This is a genomic window from Schleiferilactobacillus perolens DSM 12744, assembly GCF_001435585.1.
GTDB lineage: Bacteria > Bacillota > Bacilli > Lactobacillales > Lactobacillaceae > Schleiferilactobacillus > Schleiferilactobacillus perolens.
This window is the reverse complement of sequence record NZ_AZEC01000004.1, coordinates 273835-298978: the sequence shown is the minus strand read 5'-3', so window position 1 is coordinate 298978 and position 25144 is coordinate 273835. Positions and strand designations below refer to the sequence as shown.

Sequence of the window (25144 nt, the reverse complement as noted above, 5' to 3'; positions counted from 1 at the left end):
GTCTAACAATTATGGGGCACTTCAGAAACCGGGTCTTTTTTTGTGCGCACCGCCGGTTGGGCGGCAGCATATTTAGCAAAAATGGGCCGTGTCCCACGCATCATGCCCAAATAATTGCTCATGTTCCCCAGATTGTTAAACACATTTCCAGCTAGACTGCCTGCCGCTGACAACGTGCCAACCGTCACCAGATGACGCATGGCCAATAGACCGCTCAGTCCCATTAACGTGACTTGAGCAATCACATTCCCCAAGAATCCGGTGACCTGCACCGCCGTTTGGGCCTTACTCTGATTCAACGCCCGCTGTTTCAGTACCTGCGAACTCTGGACAATCCGCTGGGTGATTAACGACAGCGCATGAAAGGCAAATAGAAAGTCAAAACCGCTAAGCACATCTTCAGTTTTATTGACAAAGTGTTCGTTCTCTTCAGTCAACGCAGTGTTGGTTTGATTCAATACCCGATTAAAAACGCGCGGCACGCTGATAATCAAACCCGCTAACACCAGCGCAGTCCCCGCCAAGGTCCAATGATATTGCCATAATGCAACCAACGCAAAGCTGGTCCCAAATATTTCTTCGGCGACCATAAAGAAACTGGTTAATCCTTGCGTGTTGATCATCTGAATATCGTTTGTAAACCAGGAAACGTAGGCTCCCACTGTACGCTCGCTGAAGGTCTCATAATCCTTGTGTTGAATCAGGATGGTCAGATCCTGCCGAATCGCAATATCGATATTCTGGATCAACCGGGTTTGGCTGATCACAACGATATATGTCAGCAGCGCAATCACGATCCATCCCACCATTAAAAAAACCGCAGTCATTAAAAATCGGCGCATATTGAATTGAATCAACGCATCCAGTAAATTGGCATTGAGTGTGGATGCCCACACTGTGATCCCTTGCACCAGCGCAATCAGTATCAGTACGCCACTGAGCTGCCCGGGAAAACGTCTTAAATAACGGCCCATAATGATCCATCCCTTCTTGATATGTTCATTGTGGGCCGCTTTGGTTAACAATCTTATGATAAAATGTGGCTAATATGCCACATTGGAAGGAGAACGACGGATGCAATCAATCGGCAGCACCGTAAAATATTTGCGCCAACTTAAGGGCTTTACCCAAAAGGAAATATATGATGGCATCGTATCCCGCTCTTTTGGGATTCGTTTCGAACAAGGCAAGCATGATATTGGCGCCGACAAATTATTCTCTCTATTGGACCGATTGGGAGTCAATGCCGATGAGTTTCGCTATATTCAGCAAGGCAACACGCACACGCCTGCTCAACAGCAGCTGGCTGCCATTGATCACTATTATCACCAGGAAGATTTCCTCAGTCTGCGCCGTTACATGACAGTTGCCAAAGATGCCCCCTTGCCCGTCCAAACCAACGCAGCCTATGCGCGTCTGCTGGTAGCGGCTTGGGATGGCCGATTCAGCACCCTTTCCGCGGATACCCGCCGTTTTTTGAATCATTATTTACATCAGCCGCAATGGACCGTTCAGGATATTCGGTTTGCCAGTGTATTGATTATCCCCATTCTCCAGGCACCGCATCATACGCAGAAATTGAAGATGCTGACCACCCGTATGGAAACCAGTTGTGCTCGTTACATTCAGGATTTGAGCGATCCATATGATATCCGAGGCGAGTTATTAAACTTCTACTTCGTGATTTTTCAAGCCGAAGCCACTCAGCGTCATATGGCGATTGCCCGCACATACGGAGAAAAGGCGGCGGCGTTACCAGATACTTCCCTCACATGGAGCGATCGTATTTTGAAGAAAACCATTCAGGGCCTGACCGCGTGGTATTTTGACGATTGGGCAAAAGGCACCCGCATCATCAACACTTTGACCCAACTCCTGACTCTGTTTGAACCCAATGCAGAACGGGTATTACCCACGATCTTCCGAGTTCGGCGAGTTGATGCCCAAAAATATCGCAAAGAAAAAGACCCGCGTTAACGGGCCGAAATATTGTTATGATTATGGTTTAAGCGATCGGGTTACCCAGTAAGTGGGAATATTCATTTGCGCCAGGCGCCCCGCATTATCAGTGTCGCCAAAAATATCCAGTAAGCGAAACCCTACCTGCAGCTGACCACCGATTTGCTCCTCGATGGTATGGGAAAATTGAACACCGCTGTCATCGGCTTGCAGTTGAGCCATCTGGGCTGGATTCCTCAAGGGATTGAATGGGAGCGAATTAATGATCTGCTCCCCTGCGTCATCCACTGCAAAGTTCAGTCCATTGTCCAGTCCAGACCAAATTTCACCGCCTGGCTTCAACACCCTAAATGCCTCCTGCCAAACAGATAACACTTTCTCAAAGTAAACGTTGGCCACTGGGTGCACGATCAGATCAAATGATTGATCGGCCAGCGGTAATGGCTTGGTCACATCTGCCTGAATCGTCGTAATCGTGTAGCCCTCTCGCTTAGCCACCAACCTTTCTGCCTGAATTTGGGCATCAGAATAATCAATAATGGTGACGTGTGCCCCCAGTGCGGTCAAAATTGGGCCTTGCTGACCACCGCCAGAAGCCAGTCCCAAAACGCTCTTGCCATGCAAATCAGGATACCATGCGGCGGGGACTGGCTTCGTGGGTGAAAGCATGAGTTTTGGTGCACCACCGCGACGAACGCGTTCGTATTCTTCATGGCTGACCGGCTGACCCCACTCCCAACCATCCGCTACCCAGCGGTTCATCGTTTCTCGATTCACATCTTGATAATTCATCTATCCTCGTCCTCCTTGGTCGGGCAGACGAGATAAACCACTTCGGTCTGCGTATTGAATCCGGCATTCGTATACACATGCAGCGCCGCTGGATTATTGGCCTCAACCCCCAGCGTAAAGGCCCGGGGGGCTGACGCGCTGCGCACTGCCATGATCTGCCGCACCATGTCCGTGCCCAATCCTTGATTTTGATAGTCAGCACCGATAAAAAGACTAAAGAAATAATCACTGGTCCCGCTGATATCCACGGCACAACTGCCCACAAGCTGGCGATCAAGCACATAGACATAGGTAAGTGTCTGGGCATCGGGAATGGCTCGTGTTAAATAGGTGCGCGCTTCCGACGGGCTTTGGTCCGCGAAGGCGGCCGCATAAAGGGGCACCAAAGCCTCCACATCCTCGGTACGCAACTGACGAATATGACCAGGACTGTGAAGGGGCGCGGAAAACCGGGCTGCCGCGGTGGCCATTTGGTATTCAGTTTCCGGATCCGCGCTTAAACCTGTGCGGGTGAGGAAATCAGGATGGGCATTCAAGAAGACCTTTTCCGTGATGAATTCCCACTGAGCATATCCATTAGCCAATAGCACCGGTTTAGCTGCCCGCCACATAGTTGTGGCCACTCCCTGCCGGCGATGCTCCGGGTGTACCAAAACAAACACATCTGCCATCGTCCCGGCTCCACCATCGGTATACAAAGATACCAGTCCAATCAAGTGATCATCATAGTACGCCAAAAAGAAGCTGGCCATCGTCAGCGAATAATTGAACTGGTTACTTAAATAAGGCTCCCGATAGGTATGATCATGCGTCTCAACAGCCTTCACCAATTCCGTTGCGTCTCGCCGTTGCTCAGGTGAAAGATTAGGAACACGAATAATCGCCATGGATCTTTCTCCCTTCCATTTTTATCAAAATAATTAAGGACAGTATAGCATAATCGCGCTCTTCTCAATGTGTAGTGGGATAAAAGAAGATTTCTGACGACATCTTGGAACGTTGGTACGGCATGCTAGCAATTACAAATTCGATGTAAAAAAACACCGCAGAGAAAAATCTCCACGGTGCCCATTTTTGGGTTAAACGATTTAAAACGAAGTTGCATCAACTTTGATGCCAGGGCCAAAAGTAGACGAAATCGCCAAACTCTTGATGTAGTTACCCTTAGCAGAAGCTGGCTTAGCCTTCACAATCGTATCGTTGAATGTCTTAAAGTTCTCAGTCAACTTCTGATCATCAAAGGAAACCTTGCCGATCGGTGCATGCAGAATACCAGCCTTGTCGACCCGGTAAGCGACTTGCCCAGACTTCACGTCATGAACAGCCTTACCAGTATCCATTGTGACAGTACCTGTCTTCGGGTTAGGCATTAAGCCTTTCGGTCCTAAGATCCGGCCAAGACGACCAACTTGGGCCATCATCGGCGGTGTCGCCACGGCAACATCAAAGTCTAACCAACCGTCTTGAATCTTTTGTACCAAGTCTTCAGCACCAACGATGTCGGCACCAGCTTCTTCAGCTGCCTTGGCTTGATCGCCTTGGGCAAAAACAATGACCCGGACAGTTTTACCAGTCCCGTTCGGAAGCACAACAGCACCCCGAATTTGTTGGTCAGCCTTCTTGGGATCAACGCTCAAATTGTATGCCACTTCAACGGTTTCGTCGAACTTAGCAAAACTCGTTTTCTTGACTAACGCAATCGCTTCATCGGCAGAGTAGGTCTTGTTCTTGTCGACTAACTTGGCTGCGTCTTGATACTTTTTACTTCTTTTTGCCACTCTGTTTTCCTCCTTGCAAATGTGGTTGACGGACATTTTGTCCTCCCACTTGATCAATCAGTTTTCACTAATCATCCGTACTTAACCTTCGACAGTGATACCCATCGAACGTGCGGTACCTTCAACCATGCGCATGGCGGCGTCAACGTCGGCAGCGTTTAGATCTTGCATCTTGGTTTCAGCAATTTCCTTAACCTGATCCTTAGTGACCTTAGCCACCTTCTTGGTATTCGGTTCGCCGGAACCCTTGTCTACGCCAGCAGCTTGCTTCAGAAGAACAGCTGCCGGAGGAGTCTTGGTTACGAAATCAAAGGAACGATCCTCATATACTGTAATGACAACAGGGATAATTGTCCCCCGTTGGTCAGCCGTACGCGCATTGAAGTCTTTAGTAAAGGCTACAATGTTAATGCCGGCTTGCCCTAAAGCAGGACCAACAGGAGGTGCAGGAGTCGCCTGACCAGCAGGGATCTGCAATTTAACGACGTTTGCTACTTTCTTTGCCACGAAACATACCTCCTAAGCGTTCGTGCCGTGGTTCATGGAGAGCTAAAATTTCTCCTCCCACGTGTAGAAAAAACTACCGGAATACTATACCATAACCAGCGTCTGAAGTACAACGGCGGTCATGTGAATAAGAAGCGGATCACGTTTTGATCCACCAATTTGTTCTCATGCAGTAATGAATGGGCGGCACCGACACCGCGAATCAATACTTCCTGATAATTGACCCCAGCGCTGGGCAACAGCCACCGTAAGGCAAACGCGGACTGGACCGAAATCACGCCATCATCATGCCGAGTGGGGATCGTGAAAATATCCCCAGCAATATTCAAAATCTGCACATCTGGGGGTAAGTCATGGGCCTTCTCGGCAATGTAATGATAAATGGGGGCTTTGCGAAACGGACCCCGGGGACCCCAATCATAGACAAGAATCTCATCACTATCTTTGCCCAGTTCGATATCGTTGAACGGGCCTGCGATGGTGACTATTTTCCCAATGATGGGAACATCTTTAGCCGGTAACTGCAATGCAGCTAACATGGCCACAATCGCGCCCATCGAGTGTCCCACCAGGTTCACTTGACGGACACCTGAATGATGTAAGAGCACCATGATTTGGTGGAGCCAAGCCAGCTCAGTGACTAGATTTTCCCGGGACCGTTTAAATATCACTTGGATCATCGGATTCTGGGTATTTTCCAGCCGCCCTTGAGTATGCAATTGTCCACGACGGTTCACCGTGATCACCATCGCTTTTTGAGCAATGCCTTCGCGGTGAAGCCGTCCCAGCATGTGCCCAAAAGAATAGCGGTTACCGCTATAACCGTGAATAAACAAGGTAGGTACAGTGGTGATTGCTTGTCCCGGGCGCGGATGAAAATCCTTTGGCACATGACCAATGCGCCAGTAATCAATCGCACCAATGGTGATGGCGACCAAGGCAACCGCCACTGCCAGCCACCACCAGAAACCCATTAGATCTTGTCGACTTGGTCGAAGTCAAGCTCTGCGCTGGTTTCCCGTTCAAACATCGTAATAGCGACCTTCAATGTCAGCTTCTCTTTATTTACTTCAGTCACTTTACCCACTAATCCAGTAAAGGCACCATCCACAATAGTTACATTCTCGCCCGGTTCGAAATCAACATTGCCGCCGTGGCGTGTTGTCATCCCTTGGGAATGAAGAATGGTGGCAACCTCGCTATCGAGTAATGGTGCCGGCTTGCTGCCGGCCCCGTGGGAACCCACGAAGCCAGTAACGCCAGGCGTGTTCCGGACAACGAACCATGATTCATCCGTCATCACCATTTCAACAATGACATAGCCGGGGAAAGTTTTGTGTTTCTCCATGACTTCTTTGCCATTCTTCTTTTCTGGTTCTTCTTCTTCGGAAACGACGACGCGAAAGATGAAGTCTTCCATTCCCATGGATTGGGCCCGGGATTCCAGGTTCTGTTTGACCCGGTTTTCGTAGCCGGAATAGGTATGCAGAACATACCATTGTTTTTCTGCTGATTCGACCATGTTAATCTCCTTTGTATTGAGTAAGACTGGCGTTGCTGCGCCGTGCCGATGCTCCGCAATCTCCGGCTGAATGGCGCTGGAACGTGGTGACGGCACTGAGCACCATTCAGCCTACGATTGCTCCGCATGGACACTACCATACGGCAGCACACGAATTTCTATCCAGCCTATGTATTTAACTCCAAAATAAAAAAACTCCGTCACCGAAGTTTTTGACAACCCAATTATAGCAAATGCCCTGCTAAAAAGCGAAAACTAAATAGAGATGCTCAGACAAATATCTAAACATTGCTTTTAGAGCTTAACAAACCAGGTCATGGCAGAACTCAATGCGAGATCGACGAGGCCGAAGAAAATCCCGAACAACACAGAAGTGATGATGACTGTCCCCGTGTCGTGGCGGTTTTCTTTGAAAGTTGGCCAAGTGACCAACTTCATTTCTTCAACAACACCCTTTAGAAATTTCATGCAAAATTACTCCTGACTTTGATCGACCAATATACCCCAGGGGGTCAAAACAATTGTTGGTTATCGTGTTTCTTGATGGATGGTGTACTTGCCGCAATGCTTGCAGAACTTGCGCAGCGTTAAACGCTCCGTGCGGTTCTTATTCTCTGCGACTGTGTAGTTGCGGGATCCGCACACACTGCACGCCAATGCTACTTTTCTGACAGACGACATGGCACAATCCTCCATTCTTTTACCGTATTACTCTAGCACATGCCGCCGAGGGTCGTCAATGACCGCCGCAGCGCCACTGGTCACTAAAGAGGTTGGTGTCTAACAGCCCCGCAAACTTCTTACGACAGCTGGTCCGTGCGCGGCGAAACTGATATTCTGTTAATCCCTCAGACAAATGATCGCCGCTCACCATTCTTTGCCACGCGGCCTTCTCCGGTGGGGTCAAAGTTTCAAACAATCCTGGCAGCTGACACAAATACATGTCTAAAGTAGTGGTATCCATCATGGCCTGAGAGGGCATGAAACCGCCTGACACGGACTCCTCCAGCGAAATGTTTTGCGTCTCGCCAATACGTTTAGCTGCCAGATGTCGCCGAACCAAACCGGTCGCATAATTTTGCCAACATAATTTGAAGAATGCACCGAATTTAGAATCCCTGGAGGCATCAAAATGCTGACAGGTTTGAAAACAGCACAGCCGCGCCTCTTGATACCAATCCTCAAGTTCGTAATGCCGGATATAAAAACGCCGAATCACTTTATTGATCAAGGGTAGATACTGGTTGAAAAGTGCCTCCAACGCTTCTGAATCATTTGCTGCCGCTGCCGCGATCAATTGCTGTTCTGTGGTCATGTTGTTCCCTCCTTATACCGAATAAAATCAGTATAAGAAAGGGGTGAAAACGCCGCCAAGAGAACGTCGGGAAACGGTTTATCGGAACTTTAATATGGTTTTATTTGGACTGATCATGGGGTGGCTCTTGATGTTTATCGATCAGTGTTTTCAAAAATTGACCCAAGCTAATCATTTGATCTGGCCGCCAGGGTACATTGCGGACACCGCCAGTGCGGGCCAAGCGCTGCGTGTCTGCCGCAATTTCAGCCTGAACGCGGCGAACTTCCCGCCATAATTCCCGGGACGAAATCCGCAGTGCTCCCCGGGAGAAGATCGTCCACTGCTCAGCTTGATCAGAAGTCGCTACCGTGACTTGATTTAATGGTGTGTTTAACTCACCCGCCATATGCTCAATATAACTATCAGCCGTTTCATCTTCCGGGGTAAACGTCACTTCCAAATTCCACTTACTGAAGCTCTCTTTAATGCCCGGTACATACATCGCATCAAAGATCACAATAATGCGCACATCCACATATTTGCGATACTCAGCGAGGTAGTCGAGCAATCGGTCGCGGGCAATATCCAAATGATCTGCCTGCTTCAAGCTGTTTAATTCCGGCCAGGTACCAATGACATTATAGCCGTCGACAATCAGAATCTGATGGCGCATCAATGGCCACCATCCCGTCTAGTCAAAAACACTTTATACATGATGATACCCGCCGCCACACTGGCGTTCAGACTTTGAATCTGCCCCGCCATCGGGATGGTGACAGTACCATCCAGCAGCTTGACCACACCGGGAGAAATGCCCTTGCCTTCATTGCCGATCACAATGGCAATCGGGCCGCCGGCATTCCACTGGGTGAAGTCCTCGCCGTTGACGGCGGTACCAAACACCCAGACACCCTGTTTCTTCAGAGACTCGATGGCCCGGGATAGATTCGTGACCCGGGCTACCGGGACGCGACTGATTGCGCCAGCTGACGCCTTAGCGACGGTCCCAGTCAATAGTGCCGCGCGATGCTTGCCAATAATCACGCCGTGGACGCCAGCGGCATCTGCAGTCCGAATAATGGACCCCAAGTTGTGGGGGTCTTCTACATTATCCAAGACCACAATGAACGGCGGCTGCCCTGCTGCCTTGGCTTTCGCTAAAATATCATCGATGGTGGCATATGGAAAAGCAGCTAGCGCCACCACCACACCTTGGTGATTTTGGCCTTGAACCAAATCGTCCAGTTTAGCTTTTGGTACCCGCGAAACAAGGACATGAAGCCGTTTCGTCAAATTCAGAATTTGGGTCGCAAATTCCTTTTGCACCGAATCTTGTAAGAAAACCTTGTTGACGGTTTGTTCTTCCGCACTTTGCAGTGCAGCAATCGCCGGGTGACGGCCAAATACTAAATCCTCGTCGATACTCGGAGTCGGTTTATTCGTCGGTTTATTCGTCATTTGTGTTCCCTCCTTCCACTTGATCAATACACCAATGGGCCAGTTCAGCGATCCGGTTCACTTGTTCAGTGGCCTGTAAATAACCGAAGATCGCCTCAAAGCCGGTTGAAATCCGGTAGGTTCCCACTGATGTATTTTTAGCGTGGGTATAACTCTTTGCATTACGTCCACGCCGAAACGCATCCTGTTCCGCATCATTCAACACATTTTGGTCCTTCATCAACGCAGATAATTTAGCTTGGGCCTTTGCTGAGACAAAATGCGTTGACCGCCGTTGCAGTTCAGCTGGTTGCCGAATACCCGTGGCCAATAAATGCTCACGAATAAATACTTCATACACTGCGTCGCCAAGATAGGCCAAATCAATTCCGTTTAAACTTAAATGATCTATCATTTGCGATGCCACCGTGTCCCCTGGGGCGTATCTTCTAAAATAATCCCCTGCTTAGCCAATTGATCCCGAATCTCATCTGAGCGAGCGAAGTCCTTGTGGGCCCGAGCGGTTTCCCGGTCTTCAATCAACTGTTCAACGTCCGCATCCAATAATTCGCCGGTTGTCGTAAATTGTAAGCCAAAAATACCAGTGAGATCCCTGAAAAGGCCGCGGAGATGTTCCAATGACCCAATCCGCACGACATCCTGTTCGACATAGGTATTGATCAGCTTGGCTAATTCGTACACATGGGTGATCCCATTTTGCGCATTGAAATCGTCATCCATGGCCGTGACAAATGCCTTTTGAATATCGTCGGCTTGTTTGTCAACATGTTCTGAATTGCCTGCTTCAGCACTGGCAAAACGGTAATTCAAATTTGTCCAGGCCGTGTGCAATCGTTCCAAGTTGTTCTTAGCATCCTGTAAACTTGCCGTACTATAACGAATTGGCCGCCGATATTGGGTGGTAGACATCAAGAAACGAATGGCTTGGGGATCGTTATCTTTCAATAGATCACGAGCTAACACGAAGTTGCCCAGTGATTTACTCATTTTTTCGTCATCTTCGCCAATCGTGACGAACCCGTTGTGCAGCCAGTAGCGGGCAAAAGTATGACCTGTCCGCGCCTCACTTTGAGCAATCTCGTTTTCGTGATGGGGGAACTCTAAATCTTGACCGCCGCCGTGAATATCGAAGGTAGCTCCCAAATATTTAATCGACATCACGCTGCACTCAATATGCCAGCCCGGCCGGCCTTCACCCCAAGGTGAGGACCAAGAGATCTCGCCTGGCTTGGCTGCTTTCCATAGGGCAAAATCAATTGGATCTTCTTTTCGAGCGGTCTCTGCGTCTGTCACATGTTGCGAGGCACCCTGCTCCAGATCATCAATATTTTGCCCAGACAGCTCGCCATACTTCTTAAACTTGCGGGTCCGATAGTACACATCACCATCCACTGCATAACCGTAACCCTTGTCAACCAAGGCTTGGATAAAGTCGATGATCTCTGGAATGTTGTGGGAAGCCCGAGGATTGGCCGTTGCCCGTTCAATATTCAAAGCATCTGTATCTTCGTAAAAGGCCTGGATATATTTATCCGCGATAGCCGGCACAGTGCTGTTTTCTTCCTTCGCCTCATTGATTAACTTATCGTCGACATCCGTAAAATTGGAAATATAATTCACCGTGTAATCTTGATATTCCAAGTAACGGCGAATCGTGTCGAAGGCAATCGCGGAACGCGCGTTGCCGATATGAATATAGTTGTAAACCGTGGGACCGCAGACATACATGTTCACAATATGCGGCGTGAGAGGCTTGAATTCTTCCTTCCGGTTCGTGAGTGTATTCCACACTTTCAGCATAAGGGTCCACCTTTCTTTACAATTGTTTAAATCTAATTATAGCGTATTTCAGGGATTGCCGAGCGTTTCAACCCCCGTTGACACAACAAGGGCCGAAACCCGATATGGATTCTCAGCCCTTGTGGTCGTACTAGTCAGACGACTGTCCAACTTATGCGTTTTGATTTAATTCTGCCAGTTCCTTTAATGTTAAGTTCAGATGCTTATTGACTTTGGCTAAACCCAGAATCTCAATCGATTCAGCTAATTGCGGACCGTGCGTCTCGCGCGTAGTCGCGATCCGGATCGGCATATATAATTTACGTCCGCGGACACCCAGGTCGTGGGAAATATCGTAAATTACGTTCTGAATGGCATAAGCGGTAAATTGCGGTAAATCTTGAATCCGCTTCTGGAATTCCTGCAATACTGGGACCGCATTGGGATCGGCCAACTCAGTCTTGGCCTGTTCGGTCAATGCAGGCGGCTCGATAAAGAAGATTTCGGATAGTTTCACAATTTGTTGGGTAAAGCTCATCTGGTCTTGGAAAAGACCAACGATTGCCCGTAACCATTCCAGCATCTTCGGATCCATTGCGTCCTTAGAGATCCGGCCGGCGTCTTGCCAGTTGCGAATGCTCAGTCCCAGCAGAGTGCTCGGATTAGCCTTCTTTACATACTGGTTATTGACCCATTCCAACTTCTTGGCATCAAACTTCGCCGGGGAGCGGGATAGGCGTTCTGGGTCAAATTGTTTGATCAATTGTTTCCGAGTAAAGATTTCGTTTTCTCCCACTGGGGACCAGCCCAAGAGCGTGATGAAGTTAAACATCGCATCCGGCAGGTATCCTAACTCCCGGTATTGTTCGATGAATTGCAGCACACTCTCGTCTCGCTTGGATAACTTCTTACCTGTTTGGGTGTTGATGATCAGCGTCATATGGCCAAACTTCGGTGGTTCCCAGCCAAATGCCTCATAAATCATCAATTGTTTCGGGGTGTTGGCAATATGGTCATCACCGCGCAGCACGTGTGTGATTTCCATCAGATGGTCATCCACGACAACGGCAAAATTATACGTGGGCATACCGTCTCGCTTCTGAATGACCCAGTCGCCGCCGATGTCATCAGAGTCAAAACTGATGTGGCCCTTCACGATATCATCCCAAGCATACGTATGACCTTCCGGAATATGGAAACGAATGACGGGCTGGAGACCTTTTGCTTTCGCCGCAGCGATGGCTTGAGCCTTTTCGTCAGCACTCATTCCCTCATATTCATACTCGTAATGGGGGGCTTCGCCGGCAGCTTTTTGGCCTTCCCGCTGAGCGGCTAATTCGTCTTCTGTCATATAAGACTCATAGGCTTTGCCTTCGTCCAACAGCTGCTTGATCAAACGATCATAGATATCCTTGCGTTCACTCTGGCGATAAGGGCCAAAAGAACCGCCAACATCTGGCCCTTCATCCCAATCGATACCTAACCAGTGCAGGTTATCGATTTGGCTTTGGGTACCGCCCTCGATATTCCGCTTTTGGTCTGTGTCTTCGATCCGCAACACCATGGTGCCGCCATTGTGGCGCGCAAATAAGTAGTTGAATAGGGCCGTCCGGGCATTACCAATATGCAAGTGGCCCGTCGGTGATGGGGCATACCGTACACGAATCTTTCCGTCAGTCAAGAAAATAACCTCTTTCCAAAGTCAAAATATACCTTATTAGTGTAGCGACAAAAAGAAATGGGTGCAATAGGCCGGATGAAAACAGACCGCACTAGCACACCATTTCCAGAAAACTTACTTCTTAGAATTATTGTCCTCGCCGTGATCACCGATCTTCTTTTGTTGGTGGGCGGGTTTCGCGAAGATCATCCGGCCAGCACTTGTCTGGATCGCACTAGTGACAACAACTTCCAACGGTTTGTTAATGTAATACTGACCATCTTCGACCACGATCATCGTACCATCTTCCAAGTATGCCACCCCTTGGGCTCGTTCAGTCCCCTGCTTAATCACTTTCACAGTCATGGTTTCGCCAGGAAGTACTTGCGGCTTAAGGGTATTCGCCAAAGCATTGATGTTGAGAACGGGCACGTTTTGGAACTGACTGACCTTATTTAGGTTAAAGTCATTTGTGACGACAATCCCGTCAATGATTTTGGCTAGCTTGATCAATTTGGAATCCACTTCCGTCAAGTCATCAAAATCACCGTCATAATTGTCAATATGCACTGCCGGATCTTCCCGCATGGCGTTCAAAATATCCAATCCACGCCGGCCTTTGGCGCGTTTCAAATTATCCGCAGAATCAGAGATGAGTTGCAATTCATGGACGACGAAATCGGGTACCAGCAATGTCCCTTCAATAAATCCAGTCTTGGCAATATCATGAATACGGCCATCAATGATGACACTCGTATCCAGAATCTTATACTTGTGGAAATTATCGTCTGCCCGCCGTTCTAATACTTCACCGGTACCTGTTTTTTCTTTGTTGCTGCGCCGAGTGAACGCCTTGCGCCAATCCTCCACTCGTAAAGTCCCCACTCTGGCACCTAAATACGCAAAGAGGATCATCAACGCAATCGGGACGATCTTGTTGGTCAAAACGTTATTGGTCTGATATAGCGGGATAGAAATCAAGTTAGCGATAATCAACCCTGCTGTCGCAAACAATGTACTGAACAACAGCACTGTAGGCGCTAGGGTCGCCAACTTCTCCTCCGTCTTATTTAAACTTGCCGTGATTGTCGGTTCGGCAGCTAATTCAACGACCAGCAGAATAATTGCACCTAGCAAAGCATTGACTAATCCATTCATCAAAATGGTGTTTCCAGCCATGCCAATCAAAGACCAAAAATAAGGAAATACAGTATAACCAATCGCTGCACCAGCTAATGCGAAAACGAACCGAATAATAATTTTTCTCATGCACCACGGCCTCCTTTCATCATTTTAGTTTGGTTGAGTACCTGTTGCAGGCACTCGTTGATCGTGGCCACCCCCACTACTTCAATGGCCGCGGTGGGTTTATATTTGGCCAGATTGTTCTTAGGGACAAAGATTCGTTTGAAACCCAGCTTGGCTGCCTCAGCAATCCGCGTTTCGATCCGATTGACGCGCCGAATTTCACCGGTTAAGCCAATCTCTCCCACGAAACAGTCGCCTGGATCAACCTCGGCATCTTGGTAACTGGAAGCAATCGCCACAGCCATGGCTAAATCAATGGCCGGTTCATCTAATTTGACACCGCCGGTGGCTTTCAAGTAAGCATCTTGGTTTTGCAAGAGCAGGTTGGCTCGTTTCTCCAGCACCGCCATGATGAGCGCCGCCCGGTTGTGATCCAATCCAGTGGTCGTTCGCTTGGCGTTACCAAACAGTGTGGGTGACATGAGTGCTTGAATCTCCACTAAGATTGGGCGGGTACCTTCCATGGACACCACAATGGCCGAACCAGTCGCGTGGGGCAGCCGTTCCTCCAAAAAGGATTCAGAGGGATTAGCAACTTCACGCAAACCATCCTCTTCCATCGAAAAAATGCCAATTTCATTCGTTGATCCGTACCGGTTTTTGACAGTCCGCAGGATACGATAAGTATGATGCATGTCACCTTCAAAGTACAGAACAGTATCCACCATATGTTCCAACACCTTAGGCCCGGCAATAGCGCCATCTTTGGTCACATGGCCAATCACAAAAGTAGTGATCCCTTGATTTTTGGCGATTTTCATCAATTCACTGGTAACTTCTCGGATTTGACTTACACTGCCGCTGGCGGATGCCAAAGCCGGTTCATTCATGGTTTGCACCGAATCGATCACCAAAAAGGCCGGCTTCACTTCTTTGATGGCTTGCCGAATCAAATCCATATCGGTTTCCGGATAAACAATGACATTGTGATCCCGGACCCCTAATCGTTCCGCCCGCAACCGAATTTGGCTGGCACTCTCTTCCCCACTGACATAAAGAACTTTATCTGTGCTGGAATCGGCCAGTTGACCAGATACTTGCATCAGCAATGTGGACTTGCCAATCCCGGGATCCCCCCCGATCAAGATCAAGGAGCCCGGCACCACGCCGCCACCCAATACCCGGTTTAACTCATTCAGCTTCGTCGGAATCCGTTTGTTCTCGGTGAGATCTACCGCATCTAACGCCACCGGCGCGCTATGGATACCATTCGCTGCCCCACCGACGCGCTGGGTATTGGTACTGACGATTTCTTCTACCATCTGATTCCAGGCACCGCAATTCGGACAGCGACCAAAATATTGCGGTGAGGTATAGCCGCAGTTTTGACATACGTAACGACTATGCGTTTTTGCTTTTGCCAAACTGGCACTCCCCCTTCATACTCACTTGGTTAATATTAAATTATGCAGGTTTTTATCGTTGCCGTCATCGGTCGGAAGAACCAAACCCGCCCTGTCTTCTATCACCAGTGCCATCATCGCCGTCCGCCAGCAAATACGGCATGAAAATGCCCTGACCAATATGATCACCCTTATGAATCACGACATCCCGCACGCCGAAATTGACGAGCTGGAAGAAAATCTCCCCTTCATTGCTCGGATTGTTGTAATAATCGGCGTCAATGACACCGACCCCGTTGGGCAGTACCAACCCGCGTTTAAGCGGATTGCTGGAACGATTGGCCAGCATCAAAAACTCATCGTCTTCCATATAGGCTTTAATCCCAGTGGGAACAAGATACGGCTTCAACACTTCTTCGGCTTGTTCATAATCCCGATTCACCAAAGTGTGCTCGTTACGAATTAGGCGAAATAATCGCACAAAATTCATCCGCCAAATTGTTGGTAACAAAAAATCCTCGGCGGCACTAAAATCATAACCAGCCGAGTGGGCAGTCGACCGTTTGGGCAGGGTCAAGTTTGCTTCAGAAAAACGGTGAACTACCGCAAACCCGCGTTTTTTTTCCATCATGTGTCCTCTTTTCAACCTTTATGCATTATTACATTTTAACATTGAATACAGATTACTTGCACTGCTTGCGCCACTCATGTACATTAACGATGGAGCACCCATGAGAGGAGTGATAGATGTGCACTTTATTGAAGAACCTGGCCGTTTCTTTACCAACGACTTGGCAGGTGATTTGATGGCCGAGCTGACGTATCAGGCGATTGATGATAATAAGACTTGGGTCATTGACCATACCTTCGTCCGCGGCGATCAACGGGGAAAAGGAATTGCAAAAGAATTGCTGGATACTGCGGTCGGCGCCGCCCGTGAGCGTGGTATTAAAGTGAAGCCGCTTTGCACCTATGCCCGCACCCAATTCATGAAGCATCCTGAACAATATGCGGATGTAAAAGCCTGATCAGGCCAAATAAATACCACCAGTCGACACGTATTCACTGTCGCCTGGTGGTATTTTTACCCACAAATTAAATTAATCTTCGTCTGGTAAGTCAGCTGCGTAATACACTTCAGACACGTCATCGTTGTCTTCCAGCGCATCAATCATATTTTGAAATTTCTCCAGCTTTTCGTCAGGAATTGGCGTTAAGTTTTGGGGAATCATCGTTAATTCTGCATCTGCCAATTTGTAGCCCTGTTTCTCCAGAGAATCACGCACAGTCGTGAAATCTTTGGGATCTGTATAAATTTCATAAGCTTCATCGGAAGTCTGTAAATCTTCACCGCCGGCTTCCATGACATCTTCTAAAATCTGATCTTCATCGGCATCCGTCGTGGACCGGTCGATGACAATATAGCCCTTCCGATCAAACAAATAAGAAACCGAACCAGCTGCCCCCAGCGCACCGCCGTGCCGAGTGAAAGCCACCCGCACATCAGAAGCGGTTCGATTCTTGTTGTCAGTCAATGCCTCAACCAACACAGGAACACCGCCGGCGCCATAGCCTTCATAAGTCACTTCATCATAGTGGGTGTCATCATTGCCGGCCGCTTTGTCCAATGCCCGTTTAATATTGTCCTTGGGCATGTTGGCAGCACGGGCCTTATCCATGACTAACCGCAATGAGGGGTTACCGTCGGGGTCAGGGCCTCCACTCTTTGCAGCCATAAATAACTCACGGGAGAGTTTTTGGAAAATTTTGCCGCGCTTAGCATCTTGGGCGTTCTTACGCCCTTGAATGTTATGCCATTTGGAATGTCCTGACATTCTATTTGTCCTTCTTTCGTTTAAATCAAAAATTGTACACGCAAACACAATAGATATTACCAAAATCACATGAGACGTGCAAGAGGCAGAGGGCGGAGCGCCCCGGGTAGGCCCCGACCGCTAAGAACGGCCTGGGCACAATCCCCCGGTCTTGGGGATTTTGACCAGGACGGGCTTAGCGCGAGGGGCCTGGGGCGCGGAGCCCGTTTATGGCGAGAGACTCATCCCCTAGCTTCCACTCGGCTTTGCCCGTTTCGGGAAACTAGCCCCTACCGTTTAGAAGACACAACGGTTCACCCTCCCCTTCTTAATGCGCTAAAATAAACCCATATACGCCTCTCGAAAGGAGCCTTCCATGCAACTGCGACAACTATACAACATGCTCTTCGACCACTACGGCGACCAAGGCTGGTGGCCGGGACGATCGGATTGGGAAATAATCTTTGGCAGTATTTTAATCCAAAACACCAATTGGCGGAATGTCGACAAGGCGATTGCCGCTTTATTTAACCAAACAGAATTCTGGCCAGCCAATATGCGCCAGCTGACCACCGACCAACTTGGTACCCTCATCCGGCCCGCCGGTTTTTATACCCGTAAAGTGGTCACCATCGAAGCAATGCTGGACTGGCTGGCCAACTACAATGATGATCTCACCCTGCTGCGCCGCCAAGATCCCCGGCAGACCAGGGAGGAATTGGTCGCCCTCAAGGGGATTGGCGAAGAAACGGCCGATGATATCCTATTGTATGTGCTGAGTGTGCCAACAATGATTATCGATACTTACACTCGGCGCTTCTTTAAGCGGTTCGGTGTATCTTTGCCGACTAACTATCAAACTGCGCAAAAACAACTATTGGCAGCACTACCGAACTTCACACTGCGCAGTTATCAAAATTTTCATGCGTTAATCGTGGCGGTAGAGAAGGAAAAATACAGCACCGCGGATTGGCAGGATTTACCGTGGGGCCATATTCAGCTAGAATGGAAGCAATAATTATACCGTTCAACCATTTGTATAGCTTGCGGTATGATATTTCACCCATCTCAAATGGGTCACGATATCATCTCTAAATTAAAAAGTGAGGTCACAATTTTGGATAAACAAGAACTGCTGGCGCAATATCCGGCGCTCGCTCCTTACGCAAAAGAAACACCAACTTTTTGGGCTAACCCCCATTATGGTCAGCCCCGTGTGGATTCCGCATTGCGGGTTGAAGATGTATTTGATGCCGAGGCTCGTTGGCATCGTTTTGCCCCCTATTTGGCGGAAGTATTCCCAGAAACAGCAGCCACTCAGGGTATCATTGAATCACCAATTTATCGACTCCCTCATCTGGAAAAACAAATTGCAAAAGATACCCGCACGCCTTTCCCGGGTCGGCTGTATATGAAAGCCGATAGTGAATTACCAGTCTCTGGTTCGATCAAATCCCGAGGCGGTATTTATGAAGTGCTCAAGTTTGCGGAGACCGTGGCCCAGCGCGATGGCGATTTAGCCTACACGGATGATTACCGTATTTTGAACAGTCCGCTGTATAAACGGATTTTTTCAAAATACGAAATTGCTGTGGGATCCACCGGTAATTTGGGCCTCAGCATCGGCATCATGGCAGCAACATTGGGTTTCCGCACTACTGTGCACATGTCCGCTGACGCACGACAATGGAAAAAAGACAAGTTACGCGCTAATGGCGTCAATGTCGTGGAATACGACGCCGATTTTACCACTGCGATTACTGCCGGCCGGAAGAAAGCAGAAAGTGAACCCGACACATATTTTATTGATGACGAAGGTTCAACAGATCTTTTCGTCGGTTATGCCGTCGCCGCGATCCGCTTGCAAAAGCAGTTGAAGGACGCTGGTATTCCGCTGGACCGCGATCACCCAGTGTTTGTCTATCTGCCAGCTGGCGTGGGCGGCTCTCCCGGCGGTGTCACTTTTGGACTAAAAACGGTTCTCGGGGACAACATCCATGGCATCTTTGCCGAACCGACCCACATGCCTTCTGTCACCATTGGCATGATCAGCGGTTTGCAGGAAAAAATTGATGTATACGACTTAGGCATTGACGGCAAAACGGCCGCAGACGGTTTAGCCGTGCCCCGGCCATCGCGGTTAGCCGGTCGGGTCATGGACACATTGCTTCTGGGCTCGTGCACTTTTCCCGATGATGATATGATGCGCTGGACGGCACGCCTCACCGATCAAGAACACCACAATGTCGAGCCCTCAGCAGCAGGCGGTCTGGCCATCCTGGAGCAATCCTTCCCGGCACTGCAAAAATTAGGCTACCCCGTGGCTAGCGCGACCCATATTATTTGGGCAACCGGTGGAAGTATGGTGCCTAAAGACGAAATGGCCGACTACATCAAAGCCGGAAATGACCTCCTGTAAGCGTAAATGCCACTATTCCCAGGGTCAATGTTTTATGTGTCATGATGGTCGCCCGACGTTGAAAGATCCGATCCAGCATCACCAACAGATCGTTCTGTTGACTGACAGTCAGTAATGGCGCCAATTCGTCATGTAAGAAGTCCCGATCGATCTCTTCCGAATAATCAAACGTCAATTGTGTGTGCCGTTGAGACCAACCGTCTTGACGGCCTTTTGTTTGCCATTGCTGCAAAATATCCGGTGATTCCACCACATAATCCACACGTAACGTCGGAAAAGCGGCCAAAAATTGGTCAAAGATCGCATCTGTCCGACCCACGATCCGACTGAGGACAAACACGCCGGTGGGGGTAAGCAATGCAGCCAATCGCGGAAAATCATCAACCTGTAAAAATGGCGCCATGTGGGCAAAGATAACATCGTATTGATGCCTTGGTTGACGATAAAATTCATCCCAAGGCAGTTGTACAGTAGTTGCCGTTAATCCTTGGCGGTGCAGCTCTAATTGGGCGAAATCAAGCATTTCGCCACTAATATCGGTAATCGTGAGTTGTTGGGCGTGTTGGGCAAGCATAGGCGAAAAGCGCCCCGCTCCGCTGCCTAAGTCTAATACTTGTGCCGCCGGTAATATTTTCTGGGCACTTAACCACTGCTCAACGGTACTCGCTAACGGGAGCGAGTCCGCTTGCTGCATGGCATAATATTCAGCCGCAAAATCATCCCACTGCGCCGCCGTGTCCCGGTCTTCAGAATTCATCGGGGTCGCCTCCTCTGGCTAATTTTATCAAATATTAGACCACGGACAACAAAAAAGACACCCGCAGGTGTCTTCACTTCAAGTACATTGATTCTATTCCACGGTGACACTTTTTGCTAAATTACGTGGCTTATCGACGTCCAACTTTTTGCCTAACGCCGCATAATAAGCAATTAATTGTGCGGGAATGATCCCCACTAACGCACTCAGCAAAGGATTAATATCCGGCAGTACGATGTTATCAGTCGGTTGCGCCAAATGCTCACTGACAATCGTCATTGTGTGAGCACCGCGGGCTTCAGTTTCCTGCAAATTGCTGCGAGTATGAGCCGCAGTGACATCATCGGTGATGAACGCCATCACCGGCGTGTCCTCTTCGATCAACGCAATCGTCCCATGCTTCAATTCTCCAGCCGCAAAGCCCTCGGTATGCACATACGATACTTCCTTCAGCTTCAATGCAGCTTCCAGACTCAGTGGATAATCCTCACCGCGGCCGATATAAAAGGCATGTTGCTGATTTGGAATATATTGAGCCACCAGATTCTTGACCTGTTCTTTCTCATCCACCAATGTTTGCATGCCCGCCGCGGCGATACTTAAGTCATGGCGTAGATCGAAGTCCTTGGCCACTTCCCGCTTGCGGAAAACGCCCAACGCCTTAGCCAGGACCGCTTGGACAGCAATCTGCGCAGTGTAGGCCTTTGTTGAAGCCACCGCAATTTCCGGTCCCGCATGCAACAGCATCGTGTAATCTGCTTCCCGGGACAAAGTCGATCCGGCCGTATTGGTCATGGTCAAAACTGGATATCCCTGCTTCTTCACATTCACCAAGACTTCCCGACTATCGGCAGTTTCACCACTTTGAGAAAGTAAAAGGAAGAGAGGATGTTTAGCCAACAGCGGCATATGATAACCAAACTCGCTGGCCAGATATGCCTCCGCAGGCAGCCCGGCCATCTCTTCAAAAATGCGTGCCCCGACAAGACCAGCATGATAGCTGGTTCCGGCAGCCACAATATACAACTTGTCAGCCTGGTCTAACGCCTGCAGCAAACTTTGATTCACAGCAACACTGCCATCAGCCGGTAGGTAAGCATCAACCACCCGCCGCATCACAGCGGGCTGCTCATCGATTTCTTTCAACATGTAATATGGATAAGTGCCTTTGGAAATGTCTGCAGCATCTAGTTTAGCCGTAAATGTGGGCCGTTCCACGAAATCACCGTCTAAATCAGTAATCGTAATGCGATCACGATGCAAGATCACCACATCACCGTCTTGTAAAGCAATAAACTGCTTGGTTTCATTCAACATAGCCATGGCGTCGGAGGCGACGTAGTAGGCTCCATCACCGACGCCGACTAATAATGGCGATTTATTTTTGGCAACGTAAAGTGTTTCCGGATCATCCGCATCGGCCAAGACAAAGGCATACGACCCTTGGAGCAGACCCAGCGTTCGATAAAATGCGGCAGTTGGAGTTGCGCCATCTTGAACAAATTTGGCCACCAATTGCACGACGACTTCAGTGTCCGTTTGGGATGAGAAGTGGACATCACGCAAATATTCATCCTTCAGTGCCTGGGCGTTGGTAATGACCCCATTGTGCACCAAATAGAAGCGATCGTCCGCAGAGAATTGCGGGTGGGCGTTGTCATCTGACGGTGCCCCATTGGTCGCCCAGCGGGTATGACCAATGCCGACCGTCCCGTCAACGGCAGGGGTCAGCTTAGCCTTCAAGGCAGCGATCTTCCCCACCGTCTTGACCATTTGAGCAGGGGTATGGGTACTATTCACAAAAATACCCGCTGAGTCATAGCCCCGATATTCCAGTTTTTCTAAACCGTTAATTAAAATGTTTGTCACTGGTTTGGCGCCAATAACGCCGACGATTCCGCACATAGATAAGCCTCCAGATAAATAATTGGTGAACCAGCCCTAAACATTTGGTATAGACAGATTCCGGGAGCTGATTCGTGATGTCTGTGGTGTATATTACGTACAAAAATCGTTGTTGTCAACAAAATTGTGTTATTGGTATGCTGTTTTCGTCATTATTGGTATATATGTCTATACCATTGCCTTTTGATACGGCTTATGAGAAGATACCCACGAGGTGATTTTATGTCTAATTCAGCTGCTATTGCCTTCCTCCAGGACCTGATCCGGATCCCCTCCGTCGGGCAACAAGAGGAAGCCGTCGCAGATCGTATTTGGGAATTCGTAGAGGCTTCAGGAACGGCTCAATATTTTCATAAACAAATCGTCCCTTATGCCACTGGCCGGGAAAATATCATTCTTGACCTGGGGACGGATGATACGCTCCCCCTCTTGGGGGTTTCAGGCCATATGGACGTCGTCAAAGCAGGCGATGAAAAAGCATGGCAATACCCGCCATTTGCTGCCGAAATTCATGATGGTGTGCTTTATGGCCGCGGTGCCAGTGACATGAAATCTGGCTTGGCGGCGCTAGTGGTGGCTCTCACCAATGTGGCAGGCCAGGAATTGCCCAACCGTATTCGCTTCATGGGCACTGTCAACGAGGAAGTGGACAACGGTGGTGCCGCCAAATTGGCCAAACTTGGTTTTACCAAGGATCTGGCGGCCCTGCTGATTGCGGAACCAACTGGGGTCCACACCATGTGGCACAGTGAAAAAGGAATCTCTGATTTCACTGCGCGCGTCAAGGGCTTGGCTGCCCACAGTTCAGAACCGCAATTAGGTAAAAATGCCATCAATGGTCTGCTCCGGTTAGCTCAATTGATGAGTGAAAAGACAGCACCTTTAACGGCTGAAGAAGATGTCCAACTGGGGCATGCCACATACAATCTGACCTTAATTGGCGGCGGAGTCCAAGTTAACATCATTCCCGACCAAGCTTATTTCCGGGGAAATATTCGCAGTACGCCGACTGCCAATAACGATCGCTTCGCCGCTGCGCTCCAGGATGCCGTCACCCAGGCCCAGGACGAAGGCATTGAAGCTACGTTGGAAATCGGCTCAACTTTACCAGCCCGGGCGAGTGCAGAAGATAATCCGCTGATTACCCAATTACAGGAAGTTATCGTATTGAACGGGCACGCGCCGGCACAGGTCACAGCGGGGGCAGGCATCACCGACGCGGCTGCCATGATCCCCAACGATTTCCCCTTTGCCGTTTTCGGCCCTGGTAACGATACCAGTCACCAAGTGGATGAAAATGTGGATGTCCAAGATTACTTGGATGCAATTCGGATCTATACGGATTTATTTGTCCATTTCACCGACCAGCCAAAAAAATAGACGATTATCAAAAAAGCCCAGCTGCATTTTTTCGCAGCTGAGCCTTTTTTAATCGCACAGAGTCAAATAGACTGTTTGTGACTTATTCTTCACCCATGACATTACGAACAACATCGGCAATTTGATCCACGTATTGATTGACCTTCTCTTGGGTCGGTGCTTCTGCCATGATCCGCAGCAAACTTTCAGTACCTGAAGGACGTACCAATACCCGGCCATCGCCGGCCATTTCTTTCTCCACGGTATCGATGGCTGCTGTAATTTCAGCATGTTCACGCCAATCTTTCTTATTTTTAACACGGATGTTAACCAGCTTCTGCGGATATTTCTTGACCGGTGCAGCCAGTTCAGATAATGACTTCCCGGTCTTTTTCATGACATTCATCAATTGCAGAGCAGTCAGCATACCGTCCCCGGTATTGTGGTAATCAAAAATAATAATATGTCCGGATTGTTCGCCGCCCAAATTGTAGCCGCCGGCCCGCATCCGCTCAACCACATAACGGTCACCGACAGCAGTTTGTTCGGAATGCATCCCAGCCTTTTCAAGTGCTTTGTATAAGCCAATGTTACTCATGACCGTCGTGACCACGGTATCTTTCTTCAACCGGCCACGTTTGTCATAATAGGCCCCCAGGATATACATAATCTTATCCCCATCAACGATATTACCCTTCTCATCCACAGCAATGGCCCGGTCGCCGTCACCATCGAAAGCCACGCCTAATTGAGCATGGCGTTCAACAACTGTCTTAGCCAGTTCTTGGGGATGGGTGGAACCCACATTATCATTGATATTCAAGCCATCTGGTTTGGTGGCAATCGTGGTGAAATCGGCTTCGACATCGGCGAATAACCGGCTCACCAGCGCAGAGGTGGATCCATTGGCACCGTCAAAGACGACAGGAATGCCATCCAGAGAGGAGGATACCGACTGCTCCAGAAATTGGAGGTACTTTAATGCACCCTCAGGATAATCGGCCACAGTTCCCAATCCATTGGCTTCTGGCCGGGGCAAAGTGTCTTCAGGGGCATCCAATAAAGCTTCGATCTCTTCTTCAGTCTCATCGGACAATTTGTAACCATCTGAACCAAAGAACTTGATGCCATTGTCGGCAACAGGGTTATGAGAAGCGGAAATCATGATCCCGGCATCCGCATTCTGAATCCGCGTCAGATAAGCCACAGCGGGGGTGGTAATGACATCCAAATTCAGCACTTCAATACCCACTGACAAAAGGCCGGCAATCAAGGCGTGTTCCAACATTTCCCCTGAAATTCGAGTGTCTCGGGCCACCAATACCCGTGCCCGGGTATTACTGTCCTTGCTCTTTTGCAACGCATGCTGAGTTAATACATAACCGCCTGTGCGTCCCAACTTAAACGCTAATTCTGGACTCAATTCCCGGTTGGCAATCCCCCGTACACCATCTGTTCCAAAGTACTTTGTCATTGCAAAAACTCCA

Annotated in this window: 27 protein-coding genes; 5 read left to right on the top strand and 22 right to left on the bottom strand. The window is 49.0% G+C overall.

What is annotated here, in order from left to right; translation table 11 throughout:
- Positions 1-2: 2 nt before the first annotated feature.
- The gene (locus FD09_RS06655) at positions 3-1025 is read right to left on the bottom strand and encodes an ABC transporter transmembrane domain-containing protein (protein ID WP_157053704.1); all 1023 of its coding nucleotides are present in this window, start codon (positions 1023-1025) and stop codon (positions 3-5) included.
- A 49-nt stretch (positions 1026-1074) separates the two neighbouring features.
- On the opposite strand from FD09_RS06655, the gene FD09_RS06650 reads away from it, so the two are divergent.
- Positions 1075-1977: a helix-turn-helix domain-containing protein gene (locus tag FD09_RS06650; protein WP_057819591.1), complete on the top strand. Its 903-nt coding sequence runs from the start codon at positions 1075-1077 to the stop codon at positions 1975-1977.
- 21 nt (positions 1978-1998) lie between these two features.
- Here the strand turns inward: FD09_RS06650 and FD09_RS06645 are convergent, their stop codons facing one another.
- From FD09_RS06645 to FD09_RS06570, 17 genes are all read right to left on the bottom strand, one after another.
- Positions 1999-2751 (bottom strand): class I SAM-dependent methyltransferase, encoded by a 753-nt coding sequence (locus tag FD09_RS06645; protein WP_057819589.1) that lies wholly within the window; start codon positions 2749-2751, stop codon positions 1999-2001.
- Positions 2748-3638 carry a GNAT family N-acetyltransferase gene (locus FD09_RS06640; protein WP_057819587.1) on the bottom strand — a complete coding sequence of 297 codons (891 nt, stop codon included), beginning with the start codon at positions 3636-3638 and terminating at the stop codon, positions 2748-2750. The genes FD09_RS06645 and FD09_RS06640 overlap by 4 nt, the downstream gene beginning before the upstream one ends.
- Positions 3639-3839: 201 nt before the next feature.
- Positions 3840-4529, bottom strand: coding sequence for a 50S ribosomal protein L1 (gene rplA, locus FD09_RS06635; protein ID WP_057819585.1), 690 nt, complete (start codon positions 4527-4529; stop codon positions 3840-3842).
- An 81-nt stretch (positions 4530-4610) separates the two neighbouring features.
- Positions 4611-5036: a 50S ribosomal protein L11 gene (gene rplK / locus FD09_RS06630; protein ID WP_057819582.1), complete on the bottom strand. Its 426-nt coding sequence runs from the start codon at positions 5034-5036 to the stop codon at positions 4611-4613.
- A gap of 119 nt (positions 5037-5155) precedes the next feature.
- A complete protein-coding gene (locus FD09_RS06625) occupies positions 5156-6010 on the bottom strand; it encodes an alpha/beta fold hydrolase (RefSeq protein WP_057819580.1) in 855 nt (284 codons plus the stop codon).
- Complete coding sequence (gene nusG, locus FD09_RS06620) at positions 6010-6558, bottom strand: transcription termination/antitermination protein NusG (protein ID WP_057819578.1); 549 nt, start codon at positions 6556-6558, stop codon at positions 6010-6012. Before nusG ends, FD09_RS06625 begins: the two co-directional genes overlap by 1 nt.
- A gap of 294 nt (positions 6559-6852) precedes the next feature.
- Positions 6853-7026, bottom strand: a complete 174-nt coding sequence (secE, locus tag FD09_RS06615) for a preprotein translocase subunit SecE (RefSeq protein WP_057819576.1) — start codon at positions 7024-7026, stop codon at positions 6853-6855.
- A 60-nt stretch (positions 7027-7086) separates the two neighbouring features.
- A complete protein-coding gene (gene rpmG, locus FD09_RS15890; RefSeq protein WP_083487613.1) occupies positions 7087-7239 on the bottom strand; it encodes a 50S ribosomal protein L33 in 153 nt (50 codons plus the stop codon).
- 55 nt (positions 7240-7294) lie between these two features.
- Positions 7295-7873 carry a sigma-70 family RNA polymerase sigma factor gene (locus tag FD09_RS06610; protein WP_057819574.1) on the bottom strand — a complete coding sequence of 193 codons (579 nt, stop codon included), beginning with the start codon at positions 7871-7873 and terminating at the stop codon, positions 7295-7297.
- A gap of 100 nt (positions 7874-7973) precedes the next feature.
- A complete protein-coding gene (locus FD09_RS06605; RefSeq protein WP_057819572.1) occupies positions 7974-8528 on the bottom strand; it encodes a YacP-like NYN domain-containing protein in 555 nt (184 codons plus the stop codon).
- Positions 8528-9313 (bottom strand): 23S rRNA (guanosine(2251)-2'-O)-methyltransferase RlmB, encoded by a 786-nt coding sequence (gene rlmB, locus FD09_RS06600; RefSeq protein ID WP_057819571.1) that lies wholly within the window; start codon positions 9311-9313, stop codon positions 8528-8530. The genes FD09_RS06605 and rlmB overlap by 1 nt, the downstream gene beginning before the upstream one ends.
- Positions 9303-9707: a Mini-ribonuclease 3 gene (locus FD09_RS06595; protein ID WP_057819569.1), complete on the bottom strand. Its 405-nt coding sequence runs from the start codon at positions 9705-9707 to the stop codon at positions 9303-9305. The genes rlmB and FD09_RS06595 overlap by 11 nt, the downstream gene beginning before the upstream one ends.
- Positions 9704-11113 carry a cysteine--tRNA ligase gene (cysS, locus tag FD09_RS06590; protein ID WP_057819568.1) on the bottom strand — a complete coding sequence of 470 codons (1410 nt, stop codon included), beginning with the start codon at positions 11111-11113 and terminating at the stop codon, positions 9704-9706. Before cysS ends, FD09_RS06595 begins: the two co-directional genes overlap by 4 nt.
- A gap of 151 nt (positions 11114-11264) precedes the next feature.
- Positions 11265-12773: a glutamate--tRNA ligase gene (gltX, locus tag FD09_RS06585; protein ID WP_057819565.1), complete on the bottom strand. Its 1509-nt coding sequence runs from the start codon at positions 12771-12773 to the stop codon at positions 11265-11267.
- A 114-nt stretch (positions 12774-12887) separates the two neighbouring features.
- A complete protein-coding gene (locus FD09_RS06580; protein ID WP_057819563.1) occupies positions 12888-14021 on the bottom strand; it encodes a PIN/TRAM domain-containing protein in 1134 nt (377 codons plus the stop codon).
- Positions 14018-15424 carry a DNA repair protein RadA gene (gene radA, locus FD09_RS06575; protein ID WP_057819561.1) on the bottom strand — a complete coding sequence of 469 codons (1407 nt, stop codon included), beginning with the start codon at positions 15422-15424 and terminating at the stop codon, positions 14018-14020. The genes FD09_RS06580 and radA overlap by 4 nt, the downstream gene beginning before the upstream one ends.
- A 64-nt stretch (positions 15425-15488) precedes the next feature.
- A complete protein-coding gene (locus FD09_RS06570; RefSeq protein WP_057819559.1) occupies positions 15489-16031 on the bottom strand; it encodes a dCTP deaminase/dUTPase family protein in 543 nt (180 codons plus the stop codon).
- Between the two features lie 121 nt (positions 16032-16152).
- On the opposite strand from FD09_RS06570, the gene FD09_RS06565 reads away from it, so the two are divergent.
- The gene (locus FD09_RS06565) at positions 16153-16431 is read left to right on the top strand and encodes a GNAT family N-acetyltransferase (RefSeq protein ID WP_057819558.1); all 279 of its coding nucleotides are present in this window, start codon (positions 16153-16155) and stop codon (positions 16429-16431) included.
- 72 nt (positions 16432-16503) lie between these two features.
- On the opposite strand, the gene FD09_RS06560 is transcribed toward FD09_RS06565, so the two are convergent.
- The gene (locus FD09_RS06560) at positions 16504-17238 is read right to left on the bottom strand and encodes a YebC/PmpR family DNA-binding transcriptional regulator (RefSeq protein WP_057819556.1); all 735 of its coding nucleotides are present in this window, start codon (positions 17236-17238) and stop codon (positions 16504-16506) included.
- 355 nt (positions 17239-17593) lie between these two features.
- On the opposite strand from FD09_RS06560, the gene FD09_RS06555 reads away from it, so the two are divergent.
- Together FD09_RS06555 and FD09_RS06550 are read left to right on the top strand one after the other, a co-directional pair.
- Positions 17594-18235 carry an endonuclease III domain-containing protein gene (locus tag FD09_RS06555; RefSeq protein ID WP_057819554.1) on the top strand — a complete coding sequence of 214 codons (642 nt, stop codon included), beginning with the start codon at positions 17594-17596 and terminating at the stop codon, positions 18233-18235.
- Positions 18236-18289: 54 nt separating this feature from the next.
- Positions 18290-19636 (top strand): D-serine ammonia-lyase, encoded by a 1347-nt coding sequence (locus FD09_RS06550; RefSeq protein WP_057819553.1) that lies wholly within the window; start codon positions 18290-18292, stop codon positions 19634-19636.
- On the opposite strand, the gene FD09_RS06545 is transcribed toward FD09_RS06550, so the two are convergent.
- Positions 19611-20393, bottom strand: a complete 783-nt coding sequence (locus tag FD09_RS06545; protein WP_057819551.1) for a methyltransferase domain-containing protein — start codon at positions 20391-20393, stop codon at positions 19611-19613. The genes FD09_RS06550 and FD09_RS06545 overlap by 26 nt on opposite strands.
- Before the next feature lie 93 nt (positions 20394-20486).
- On the bottom strand, positions 20487-22298 hold the full coding sequence (glmS, locus tag FD09_RS06540) for a glutamine--fructose-6-phosphate transaminase (isomerizing) (RefSeq protein WP_057819549.1): 1812 nt from the start codon (positions 22296-22298) through the stop codon (positions 20487-20489).
- Between the two features lie 222 nt (positions 22299-22520).
- Here glmS and FD09_RS06535 point away from each other — a divergent pair, with 222 nt between their 5' ends.
- On the top strand, positions 22521-23678 hold the full coding sequence (locus FD09_RS06535; protein ID WP_057819547.1) for an ArgE/DapE family deacylase: 1158 nt from the start codon (positions 22521-22523) through the stop codon (positions 23676-23678).
- 82 nt (positions 23679-23760) lie between these two features.
- On the opposite strand, the gene glmM is transcribed toward FD09_RS06535, so the two are convergent.
- Positions 23761-25131 carry a phosphoglucosamine mutase gene (gene glmM, locus FD09_RS06530; RefSeq protein ID WP_057819545.1) on the bottom strand — a complete coding sequence of 457 codons (1371 nt, stop codon included), beginning with the start codon at positions 25129-25131 and terminating at the stop codon, positions 23761-23763.
- Between the last annotated feature and the right edge of the window lie 13 nt (positions 25132-25144).

Coding starts and splice junctions, on each gene's coding strand:
- FD09_RS06560 (WP_057819556.1), bottom strand. CDS start 17,238: ATGTCAGGACATTCCAAATGGCATAACATTCAAGGGCGTAAGAACGCC.
- FD09_RS06535 (WP_057819547.1), top strand. CDS start 22,521: ATGTCTAATTCAGCTGCTATTGCCTTCCTCCAGGACCTGATCCGGATC.
- rlmB (WP_057819571.1), bottom strand. CDS start 9,313: ATGACGAATAAACCGACGAATAAACCGACTCCGAGTATCGACGAGGAT.
- glmS (WP_057819549.1), bottom strand. CDS start 22,298: ATGTGCGGAATCGTCGGCGTTATTGGCGCCAAACCAGTGACAAACATT.
- secE (WP_057819576.1), bottom strand. CDS start 7,026: ATGAAATTTCTAAAGGGTGTTGTTGAAGAAATGAAGTTGGTCACTTGG.
- FD09_RS06580 (WP_057819563.1), bottom strand. CDS start 14,021: ATGAGAAAAATTATTATTCGGTTCGTTTTCGCATTAGCTGGTGCAGCG.
- nusG (WP_057819578.1), bottom strand. CDS start 6,558: ATGGTCGAATCAGCAGAAAAACAATGGTATGTTCTGCATACCTATTCC.
- FD09_RS06610 (WP_057819574.1), bottom strand. CDS start 7,873: ATGACCACAGAACAGCAATTGATCGCGGCAGCGGCAGCAAATGATTCA.
- FD09_RS06555 (WP_057819554.1), top strand. CDS start 17,594: ATGCAACTGCGACAACTATACAACATGCTCTTCGACCACTACGGCGAC.
- FD09_RS06545 (WP_057819551.1), bottom strand. CDS start 20,393: ATGAATTCTGAAGACCGGGACACGGCGGCGCAGTGGGATGATTTTGCG.
- FD09_RS06645 (WP_057819589.1), bottom strand. CDS start 2,751: ATGAATTATCAAGATGTGAATCGAGAAACGATGAACCGCTGGGTAGCG.
- FD09_RS06650 (WP_057819591.1), top strand. CDS start 1,075: ATGCAATCAATCGGCAGCACCGTAAAATATTTGCGCCAACTTAAGGGC.
- FD09_RS06550 (WP_057819553.1), top strand. CDS start 18,290: ATGGGTCACGATATCATCTCTAAATTAAAAAGTGAGGTCACAATTTTG.
- FD09_RS06570 (WP_057819559.1), bottom strand. CDS start 16,031: ATGGAAAAAAAACGCGGGTTTGCGGTAGTTCACCGTTTTTCTGAAGCA.
- cysS (WP_057819568.1), bottom strand. CDS start 11,113: ATGCTGAAAGTGTGGAATACACTCACGAACCGGAAGGAAGAATTCAAG.
- FD09_RS06605 (WP_057819572.1), bottom strand. CDS start 8,528: ATGCGCCATCAGATTCTGATTGTCGACGGCTATAATGTCATTGGTACC.
- FD09_RS06625 (WP_057819580.1), bottom strand. CDS start 6,010: ATGGGTTTCTGGTGGTGGCTGGCAGTGGCGGTTGCCTTGGTCGCCATC.
- FD09_RS06640 (WP_057819587.1), bottom strand. CDS start 3,638: ATGGCGATTATTCGTGTTCCTAATCTTTCACCTGAGCAACGGCGAGAC.
- FD09_RS06595 (WP_057819569.1), bottom strand. CDS start 9,707: ATGATAGATCATTTAAGTTTAAACGGAATTGATTTGGCCTATCTTGGC.
- glmM (WP_057819545.1), bottom strand. CDS start 25,131: ATGACAAAGTACTTTGGAACAGATGGTGTACGGGGGATTGCCAACCGG.
- rpmG (WP_083487613.1), bottom strand. CDS start 7,239: ATGTCGTCTGTCAGAAAAGTAGCATTGGCGTGCAGTGTGTGCGGATCC.